We start from the raw sequence: 9,544 nt of genomic DNA, 5'->3' as shown, positions 1-9,544 counted from the left end.
AATTACCACAAGCACCACCGTAATTCCCAAAACCCGATCAAAGCACCAAAACACGCAGCCAAAAACAGCAAGCCCCTATGACCCGCAGCACCCTTATAAGGAACCCCAAAGCGGCCCCAAAGACATAACCGGGAAGGACATAGAAAAGGACCTTATAGAGAATGACCCTTCAAAGGGATTTGAAACGGATAGGAATACCCAAAATAGCAATGAGGTAATAAATCATTTCTTTGAGACCATAGAACCGGATCAGGATAATCCAGTCAAGAGGAAATTCGAAATCGGGCAATTGGGCAATGAAGAGCTAAAAGAAGATGAACTTACCAGGGACGCGTCGCGTTATGGTGCACCGGGCTATCATAAACCTTCCCAGCAAAAATTTTAATATACAGTGATCCAACGATGTAGGTTGTGTGATGAAATAGCAAACGAATAATCAAGATAATATACGTGAAACAACAAACTCCCGGTTTCTATGAGACTTTGTCTTATTAGCGGTAAGTATCGAATTATCTAACCATTTTTTTTTCATTTTAATGAAATTTTAGTTTCTTCAAGGGGATGTTTATTTTTTTTTCAATATTTTGAATTGTATAAGACTCTGTTTAATTAAATCAAAACTATTAATTAATTTACCGAAAACAATTCTTATATTCGTTTCAATAAAAGTTAAAGTACAATTTGGCACTTAGCGATAATTCTACTTGAAAATGTACGCACTGCTATAATATTAATAATAGCTGTTATACAATACATTTTTAATACTTCTTCTGAAATAAATTAAGCTTAAAGACAGCAAATCTATTAAAGTAAGATTTCTTGTTTTTTATTAAATAAATACATATGAAATTAAAATTTTTAATTTTCTTTTTAGTTCTTCCATTTATTATGGTAGCACAGCACAACTTTGTGTTAAATGGTACATGCTCGAAAAATGCTAACAAAAAAATAATTTATTTGACATATCAGGTCAACGGCAAAAGGATTACCAAATCTTCAGAGATTTCTAGCAATAAATTTGTATTTAAAGGAGAAATTGATTTTCCTGTTAAAGCAATTATTTGTACTGACCCTAATTTTTATATGACAAATTTAAATTCAAAGATATTTTATTTAGAGCCGTGTATAATGAATGCTAAACTCGATTTTAATAATTTGAATACTATAGCTATAAATGGTTCTAAAACGAACGAGGAGTTTTATGCATTACAAAATACAACGGAAAATGAAAAAATTCACAAAAAAATTGATTCTATCAGAGAACTTAGTAAATTTTATTCTGTTAAAATGAGTACAACAATTGATAATGCTTTAAAAATTCAATTTCAAAAAAGTTTAGATTCGCTTGATCAACAGTTGGATCAATTTGTGGATCAAAATATAAAAATAAATAGAAAATCAGGTTTTGAATTTATAAAAAAAAATCCAAATTCATTTATAGCGCCGGACTTATTAGATGACCTATTAATAGAAGAAGATGAGCAAATTCCATATGATACAATTAAAAATTTATACAACAAATTAGCATCGGAAGTAAAGAAATCTTATGGCGGAAAACAATTGGCTGAAAAATTAATTGATTTTGAAAATAGTAGAATTGGAAGCCTAGCACCTGATTTTAAAGGGAATGATATAGGTGGTAACTTACTGCAAATTAGCTCATTTAAAAATAACAAATATGTACTTCTTGATTTTTGGGCTAGTTGGTGTGGTCCTTGCAGAGAAGATTTTCCTTTTCTAAAAGAAATGTACTCTAAATATAAAGACAAAGGCTTTGAAATTGTTGGTGTTACAAGGGATGAAAAACTAGATTTATGGCGAGCAGCAATACAAAAAGAAAATGTTGAAAAATGGAAACATTTTTCAATCAAAGAAAATAAAAGCACAATTGAAGACACCTATGCTGTAACGGCAATTCCAACAAAAATCTTAATCGATAAAAATGGTATTATTATCGGCAGATGGATAGGCAGCAGTGTAGAAAACACAGCAGCAATCAAAAACATGATTATTGAAATATTTGACAACTAATCATCCTGGCGCAAGCGTCACGCTCCTGAACACAAAGTTGTCGAGTAGTCTAAATAAAAAAAGCTCCAGATTTCTCTAAAGCTTTATACTTGTAGCGGGAAGCATTCAAATATCTAATCACTTTATTGATGATTATTATTTGATTATTGCACTTGCATCTTAAAATATATATCGAAAAATCTTTGACTTTTTTGAAAATCTTTTCGAGATAATAATAGTTATAAAGGCGCTTATAAAGCGCCTTCATCAGCAAAGGAGAAATAGGATTCGGTAGTTATAATTAATGAATCCAGTAATGTGATATCAAGAAGTCTGCCGGCTTCTTTTACTTTTCGAGTTATCTGTTTATCGGCTTCAGAGGCTGTTAGGTTGCCTGAAGGGTGATTGTGGATCATCATCAAGGATGTGGCATTTGCCTTAAGGGCTGCTGAGAATATTAATCTAAGATCTACAACAGTTCCCGCAATTCCTCCAGAAGAAATTTCGTAAATACCAAGTGCTTTATGAGCGTGATTCAAAAGCAATACTTTGAACTGCTCGAAGAATTCAATTTTATTATAATCCCAAGCTGAAAGCATTAGTTTATATGCATCTTTTGAAGATTTGATTTGTGGTCTTTCAGAGTTTTTTACTTTCGTTTTGTAGATCAGTTCAATTTCAGATACAGTCTGCCAGTTTTGATTTAAAGTTTCCATAGTTTCTATATTTTAAATTAATTATGGAACATTCATCGGGAATCGCTCAGCAAGCGCAAAAAGCAACGCAATAAAGCAGGAATTTTTTCCTGCATTTATGGGGGAATTTTTTGCTAGCGCCCGCGAGCGATTCCCTAACTTTGTGAGGAAATTAAGTAAGATATTAGAGAGTTAATAAACCGTTTTGATGTAGGTATTTTAAAGGACACTTATTAATAAGGTTTGAATTGCTGAAAGGTCATGAAATATTAAAAAAAATACTTAGACTTAACTATGTTTTTAATATCATTTTTAAATCATCTCGAATGTTTTGTTTTATAAATATTAATGGTTTGTTTTCCCTGAAGTTAGCTTAATTTATTAAAATTATTTTTCTAATAAAAGATTATATTCTTAATATCCCGTTATTGAAATGGAAATAAATATGAGAAATAATATGTATCTCTTATAGGTGCATCAATTGGGAGATTTTAAAATTTACTTTATTTTTAAAATCATTTCAGTGTGATAAGTTTTAATTAATTATTTTAGTTAAAGCCATCAATAGCTTATTCCTGTGACATAAAGTGAAAGAAAATCATTAGGAAAACAATCAAACTAAATCTACTTTCGTATCATTAAATAATTTAATCTATAATTTCAATGATTTTTAGATGTAAAATTTTATTATTCTTTTTATTTATATTTTTTTTTAATTCTTGTAAAAAGAATGAATCCAATCTAAAAGAGAAAAATGAAGGTGATGAAATGCAATATATCCTAATTAATACCTACGCTCATGATATGAATTCATTTACTGAAGGATTGTTTATTAGTAATGACATTATTTACGAAAGTACTGGTTCTCCTATTGATCTTCCAAATACAAAATCTGTGTTTGGAATTTTAGATTTAAAATCGGGATCTATAAATGTAAAATCGGAATTAGATCGAAATATTTTTTTTGGAGAAGGAATTGCTATGTGTGATAATAAAATATATCAGTTAACTTACAAAAATAAAATAGGATTTATTTATGATGCTAAAAATTATAAAAATATAGGCTCTTTCCAATTTGAAAATATAGAAGGATGGGGATTAACTAATATTAAAGATGAATCGTTAATAATGAGCGATGGTACAAATATTTTAACCTTCTTGAATCCAAAGACTTTAAAGGTAATAAAACGGTTAGAAATTTTTGATAATAAAATGTCTGTTTCCAATTTAAATGAATTAGAATATGTTAATGGTTTTATTTATGCAAATATTTATACTACAAACAAAATTATTAAAATAGACACTAAAACTGGAAATATTGTGAAGACAATGGATCTAACGCCACTTTATCAAGATGTAAAAAATAGATATTCGGAATCTTTAGAAATGAATGGGATTGCATACAATGATAAAAAAGATACATTTTATATAACAGGAAAATTTTGGCCATGCATTTTCGAAATTAAATTTGTAAATTGATTTAGTTATTTACTGGTATTATTAATCACGACAGTATTTCAATGTGGTTGTCATGATCCTGTAATTATAATTTTGAACGCTTTAGACATGCCTATTATCATTGATTTTGCGATCTTGACTGTACAGAATTTGAATCCTATAATAATATTTAAAGATTTTAATCATTCTAGCTTGAAGGTTCGAAGTTCTTATCCTCTCTATTTTATTGTCTATTTTCGTGATCGACGAGGACTTCGAACCTTAAATTGGACAACGAGATACTGTATAATTCATTTCAATGACTATCTATTATCCAACAGAAAAGTAATAGATATAGGCCTGTCCATTAGCCCCGATAGCAGTGGAAATCCTTTTGTGCCGGGGTTCGGCGCAAAAGATTGTAACGGATAGCGGGAAAAAGCTCCCAAAAAACTAAAACCTAAAAAACTCAGTGAGCAGCAAGGCTATTGTATCCAATATCGCACCTACCCGCCTGAAATAAAAGATTCCCATCCAACCAAAAATTGCCACAAGGCCCACCGTAATTCCCAAAACCAAATCAAAACCCAAAAACCGCAGCCAAAAACACCCAGCCCCTATGACCCGCAGAACCCTTAAAAGGAACCCCAAAGCGGCCCCAAAGACATAACCGGCAAGGACATAGAAAAGGCGTTATAGAGAATGACCCTTAAAGGGATCCCAAACGGATATTGATATTCACAAGGGCGATTAGATGGAAAGCGCAAGCTTTGAGACATAGCCCCCGAAAAGGATAATCCGGTGCAGAGGGAATTCGAAATTGGGCAGCTGGGCAATGAGGAGCTTAAAGATGATGAAAGCACAAGGGATGAAACGGGCGGTGCACCGGGCAATCATAATCCTTGTTGAGAGCTTTAATTTTAGAGTTAGAATTCTATTTTTTAGTTGTGAAAATATGATATATTTGAAATAGTAACCATATAACCACTAAAAGACCACAATGAAAAAAAAATTATTAATTGTATTTCTTCTTTCTCTGTTTCAAACGGGATTTGCAAACCTGAAGGTAACTGAAAATCAAAAACTTGCTGCAACCTGCAAAGTTTGGGGTTTCTTAAAATATTACCATCCAAATGTTGCAAATGGAAATTTTAATTGGGACGAAGAGCTATTTAAAATATTACCCAAAGTAGAAGAAGCAAAAACGGATATAGAATTCTCAAATGCTATAGAAAAATGGATTACTTCCCTGGGAAAAGTTAAGGCCTATAAAGCCGAAATTTCAAATGAAGAAGTTGATTATTTTGACAAAAACTTCGATCTTTCCTGGACACAAAATACAGCGTTCTTTTCTAAGAGCCTTTCTCAAAAACTTAAATTTATTGAGCAAAATAAAATTCAGGGGAAACAATATTATGTGGAAGAGGGAGTAGAATTTAGAAATGAAGTAGAATACACCGAATTCGATGATAAAGATAAAAACTTCCGTCTTTTACTTTTGTTTCGTTTCTGGAATTATGTGGAATATTTTTTTCCATACAAATATCAAATGGATCAAAACTGGGATTTGACTTTGATCGAGTTCTTGCCCAGAACAATTAATCCTGTTTCTGAAACAGATTATTATCTGTCATTAAAGGAATTGAGTGCCAAACTAAATGATTCTCATGCTTTGTTTGGAGCAAATAAGCTATTCGATTTTTTTGGACGACATGGCATTCCTTTTGATTTTAAAATTATTGATAATAAAGCAGTTGTTGTGGGGTTTAAAAATGAATCTTTATCCAAAATAGATGATATCAGGATAGGAGATGTTATTACTAAAATAGAAGGAAGATCAATTGAGGATCTCATAAAAGAAAATCAAAAATACATTGAAGGATCTAATTATGATGCGATTTTAAATAAGATAGATTATCCAATTTTCTTCGGAAATACAGATACCTCTGCAATTGAATTTACAAGAAATAACAAAACCGAGACAAAAACAATACATAAATACCTCTATAATGATCTAAAAATCAATTATGAAAATAACAGCAAGAAATATAAATTTTTAGAAAACAATACAGGTTATGCAAATTTGGCTGTGCTGACTCCAGATGATGTTCCGGCTATGATGGAGCAGTTTAAAAATTGCAAAGCCATTATTTTTGACATCCGAAATTACCCGCAAGGCACTAATTTCGCAATTGCAGAATATCTAAATCCACAGCCAAAGGATTTTGTAAAATCCATTGATGCTGACTTGAGTTCTCCAGGGCGCTATATCTGGAGAAAAGACGATGGAACTTGCGGAAAGATTAATCCAGATTATTATAAAGGAAATGTTATTCTTTTAGTGAACGAAAAATCCATCAGTCATTCTGAATTTACCGCCATGACACTACAAGTGGCCCCAAAAGCCACTGTAATTGGAAGTCAGACAGCAGGTTCGGATGGGAGAAGCTACCGGTTCGAAATTTTAAAAGGCATTTGGACCTCATTTACAACTTACGGTGTTTTTTATCCCGATAAAAAAGAAACCCAGCGAATTGGTATAGTTCCTGATATTGAAGTAAAACCTAGCATTCTAGGAATCCAACAAGGCAAAGATGAAATTTTAGATCGCGCAATTTTATTTGCAAACACGTTAAAATAAAAAATTTCAGGAAAATTTTCGAACAGTAAAAAAAACGAAAAAACATCCATTTTCATCTTTTTGTTACAGCTGCTATGGGATTTGAACTTTGTTTTAAATCAGTTTTCTGCAATATTAAATTTAAGACACGTTTGCTAATCGCATAACAATCTTCAATAAATTGGTTAAATATTTTGATTGATTCGCACCGTTAAAGCCTGAGAAATTGTATTTCTCAGGCTTTTTAGTGGCTCGAAAAATTGGGTTTTAATTTTCTGAAATTATAGACTTTTATATTTACAGGAAACTAAAAGCGAAAATCAAGCTGAATAAACTTTTAAAATCAGCTCCGCCTTAGGTACATCTTATATTTACGAAATAGTATAGTCCTGCCCTAGCCCCGATTGCTTCGCCAGTTCGCTTCGCTCGTGTGCAGTGGAAATCCTTTTGTGCCGGGGTTCGGCACAAAAGATTGCAACGGATAGCGGGAAAAAGCTCCAAAAAAAAAATATCAAACCCAAAAAGATACAACCAAAAATTACCACAAGAACCACCGTAATTCCCAAAACCCGATCAAAACCCAAAAACCGCAGCCAAAAACACCCAGCCCCTATGACCCGCAGAACCCTTATAAGGAAACCCAAAGCGGCCCCAAAGACATAACCGGGAAGGACATAGAGAAGAACCTTATAGAGCATGGGTGGAGATTTTTGCCAAGACCTGAAAGGCCCGGCCTTGCTTTGGCTTATGGACACGGACTACCCTTGCTCGGGAAATAAAACAAAAGCATACAGGGTCTTGGATAAAAAGAAAAAGGGAAGCAATTGGGATACTGTGGATAAACAGTATTAGGAAAGAAATGCGGCCAGCTACATGATGAACTTGAGTAATGGCACCGCAGGTACAGGGCGCAACAGATAATTAGAACAAAAAAACGCTAATCGCCAAAGGCAATTCTATGAGTGGCGCAATACTTGAAAAAGTGTTTGCAAAACAGGTAAAATTTAGTTTAGGGGATTAGCGCAACCCTCGGACATTCTGGATGTTAAGGGTAATTCTGCTCCATGAGTCTCAAGAAATAAAAACGCTATTTTGAACATGTACTACTGCCTAAGAAATACATAAGAAACGCGGGGCAAAAATTTTGGGTTCGCGACAATTATTTAGACAATGACATGTTACAGAGCATAGAACCCTAAACAAAAAAAGCCCGTTATCTTCAAAGAGACAACGGGCGGGTAAGTAAGAAGCATCCAATTTCGGTGTATAGGGCAAGAAAACTTTGCCGTCTATCTGTGGTATAATATTTTAAGGTTAAGCTGCAAGATGCTTGTATACACTTTCAAGAACCACCTTATTTATTTCACCAGCTCGGGCTGGGGAGCTTTCCATGTTCCATTTAATATTGACTCCTGGGGCCCATAAATTCTGATCAGATAATAAAAAGCACCCTCAGGAGCCGGAAGCCAGTTGGATTCTTTACCCTTAGGGGCTTCATGCTGAATGTAAATTATAAGATCACCATTGGGCTCATATTTCAGGCCTGTTGTCCTGTCCCCTATTGAATATCGGTTTATTGCATTATTTACCAAATACCGGCTTGGCAGTTCGTACAAGGTGATGCTCCAAAAATATTTATCAGGGGGTGTCTGTCCTTTTGGAAACCGAATAATATATTTATTTTTGCCAGACATAAAATTATTGTCTTTATCAGATCTGGTTCCAATGTAAACCGCTTCCTCTTTTGTGTTTCCAAACAAACCTGCGGCTGCACCTAAAGCCCTTTTGTTATAATCGCCATTTATCATTTCACGTGTTCCAAATAAATCAGTTGCATTCTCCAGCTTATCGGTACCTTCCTTCAATTCTTTCTCCGCCTGCAGCACTCCTTGGTTGATGGCTTTCAATACTTCGGGCGAGTAGTTTTTAGGATCGAACTTTTTCCCTGGGGCAATCCCGATTTTTGCAAATTTTGACCTTAATTCCGTTTCCGCCGTATTTACCGGGGCATACTGAAGTAAATTACTGGTTAGACCAATAAATGATGCTGAACCCAGATCAGACTGTTTGAATGAAGGGAATGACAGGGAATAATCTGCATGATCAGGTGCAGTAGTTTTTGTAAATTCATGAAAGGGAGTCAGCTTGTACCCTGCCTGTATCTTTTTTACATTTTCAATATCCCCGGCAGTCATTTTTAATTCTGTCCTTCCCAGTAAAGTCACCAGATTTGTTTCGGATTGTATTACCTTATCAATATTATCAGGCTTGTCCCCTTTCCATGCAGGTCCTGCAATTAAGTACTTCCCTGCTTTATCGCCAGTGGCGCGGCTGCCTACATAGGCAAAATTAAAGGTGTATAAATCTATAAACTGAAAAGAATAATAACGGTTCTTTACTTCAGGCACTTCCAGGACAATTGGCTCATCGGTCAGATCAAGAATGGCCCAGGAATATGGGGTATCATTGTTTGGCGTTACAACAGCTGTATCTGCAGCTGTAAAAATTTTATCATAGTGCTTGAATTTATTAAAGCCTCCCGCATAATCAGGGTAGGTTTTATCCAGTGCATAAAGGTGCATTGTCCTATAATTCATGGCCATCGGAAAAGCATAAATCCAAGCTTCTTTTGCAATTGCCCGCGCCGAATCAGCTGATTTAGTGATCGTAATTTCTTTTGTTGATTCGCTGTTGATCTTCTCCTGCTTTTTGCAAGAGAGCATTACGCAAAAAACTATAACAGTAATAAAAATCTTTTTCATATTATCTCTTTAAAAATTTA

6 protein-coding genes are annotated in these 9,544 nt (G+C 33.8%); 4 read left to right on the top strand and 2 right to left on the bottom strand.

Annotated features, from left to right (window positions below; genetic code table 11):
• A partial coding sequence (locus tag B0A65_RS23335) for a hypothetical protein (RefSeq protein WP_207556459.1) occupies positions 1-385 on the top strand: 385 nt, incomplete at its 5' end.
• Between the two features lie 458 nt (positions 386-843).
• Entirely contained in the window at positions 844-2,031 is a 1,188-nt protein-coding gene (locus tag B0A65_RS18835) for a TlpA disulfide reductase family protein (RefSeq protein ID WP_074664084.1), read from the top strand.
• A gap of 230 nt (positions 2,032-2,261) precedes the next feature.
• On the opposite strand, the gene B0A65_RS18830 is transcribed toward B0A65_RS18835, so the two are convergent.
• Positions 2,262-2,726, bottom strand: coding sequence for a JAB domain-containing protein (locus B0A65_RS18830; RefSeq protein WP_074664082.1), 465 nt, complete (start codon positions 2,724-2,726; stop codon positions 2,262-2,264).
• 642 nt (positions 2,727-3,368) lie between these two features.
• Here B0A65_RS18830 and B0A65_RS18825 point away from each other — a divergent pair.
• Positions 3,369-4,184: a glutaminyl-peptide cyclotransferase gene (locus B0A65_RS18825; RefSeq protein ID WP_074664080.1), complete on the top strand. Its 816-nt coding sequence runs from the start codon at positions 3,369-3,371 to the stop codon at positions 4,182-4,184.
• Positions 4,185-5,142: 958 nt separating this feature from the next.
• A complete protein-coding gene (locus B0A65_RS18820) occupies positions 5,143-6,783 on the top strand; it encodes a S41 family peptidase (RefSeq protein ID WP_074664078.1) in 1,641 nt (546 codons plus the stop codon).
• A gap of 1,337 nt (positions 6,784-8,120) precedes the next feature.
• Here B0A65_RS18820 and B0A65_RS18810 read toward each other — a convergent pair.
• Entirely contained in the window at positions 8,121-9,524 is a 1,404-nt protein-coding gene (locus tag B0A65_RS18810; RefSeq protein WP_074664074.1) for a DUF1254 domain-containing protein, read from the bottom strand.
• Positions 9,525-9,544 lie beyond the last annotated feature (20 nt).

This window comes from Flavobacterium frigidimaris, assembly GCF_002217275.1.
GTDB lineage: Bacteria > Bacteroidota > Bacteroidia > Flavobacteriales > Flavobacteriaceae > Flavobacterium > Flavobacterium aquidurense.
Note: the sequence above shows the minus strand (reverse complement) of the source record. Positions and strands in the feature narration are given on the sequence as shown.

Coding starts and splice junctions, on each gene's coding strand:
- B0A65_RS18835 (WP_074664084.1), top strand. CDS start 844: ATGAAATTAAAATTTTTAATTTTCTTTTTAGTTCTTCCATTTATTATG.
- B0A65_RS18830 (WP_074664082.1), bottom strand. CDS start 2,726: ATGGAAACTTTAAATCAAAACTGGCAGACTGTATCTGAAATTGAACTG.
- B0A65_RS18825 (WP_074664080.1), top strand. CDS start 3,369: ATGATTTTTAGATGTAAAATTTTATTATTCTTTTTATTTATATTTTTT.
- B0A65_RS18820 (WP_074664078.1), top strand. CDS start 5,143: ATGAAAAAAAAATTATTAATTGTATTTCTTCTTTCTCTGTTTCAAACG.
- B0A65_RS18810 (WP_074664074.1), bottom strand. CDS start 9,524: ATGAAAAAGATTTTTATTACTGTTATAGTTTTTTGCGTAATGCTCTCT.